Consider the following 225-nt stretch of genomic DNA (forward strand, 5'->3'; position numbering starts at 1 on the left):
CCGTCCTTCATCGGCTCCTAGTGCCAAGGCATTCACCGTGCGCCCTTTCTAACTTAACCAAAAAATGGTTGATCAGCGTCGCGCTTCTTCGTCCGCTCGTGTCGTCATCTCCTCACGCACTGGAAAGTGCGCTCCGGGATTCCTCCATTCACGTCCTCGAATCACTCGCTGCTGAACCATTTTTAAGAGAAACTCTTAAAAATGACTCGTTGGATTTTCATTTGA

1 protein-coding gene is annotated in these 225 nt (G+C 49.3%); it reads left to right on the top strand.

Going from position 1 to position 225, the window contains the following annotated elements; genetic code table 11:
- Positions 1-225: hypothetical protein (locus P6709_RS20450; RefSeq protein WP_278242700.1), on the top strand; the 225-nt coding region annotated here is incomplete at both ends.

It is taken from the genome of Jeotgalibacillus sp. ET6 (assembly GCF_029667115.1).
Taxonomy (GTDB): domain Bacteria; phylum Bacillota; class Bacilli; order Bacillales; family Jeotgalibacillaceae; genus Jeotgalibacillus.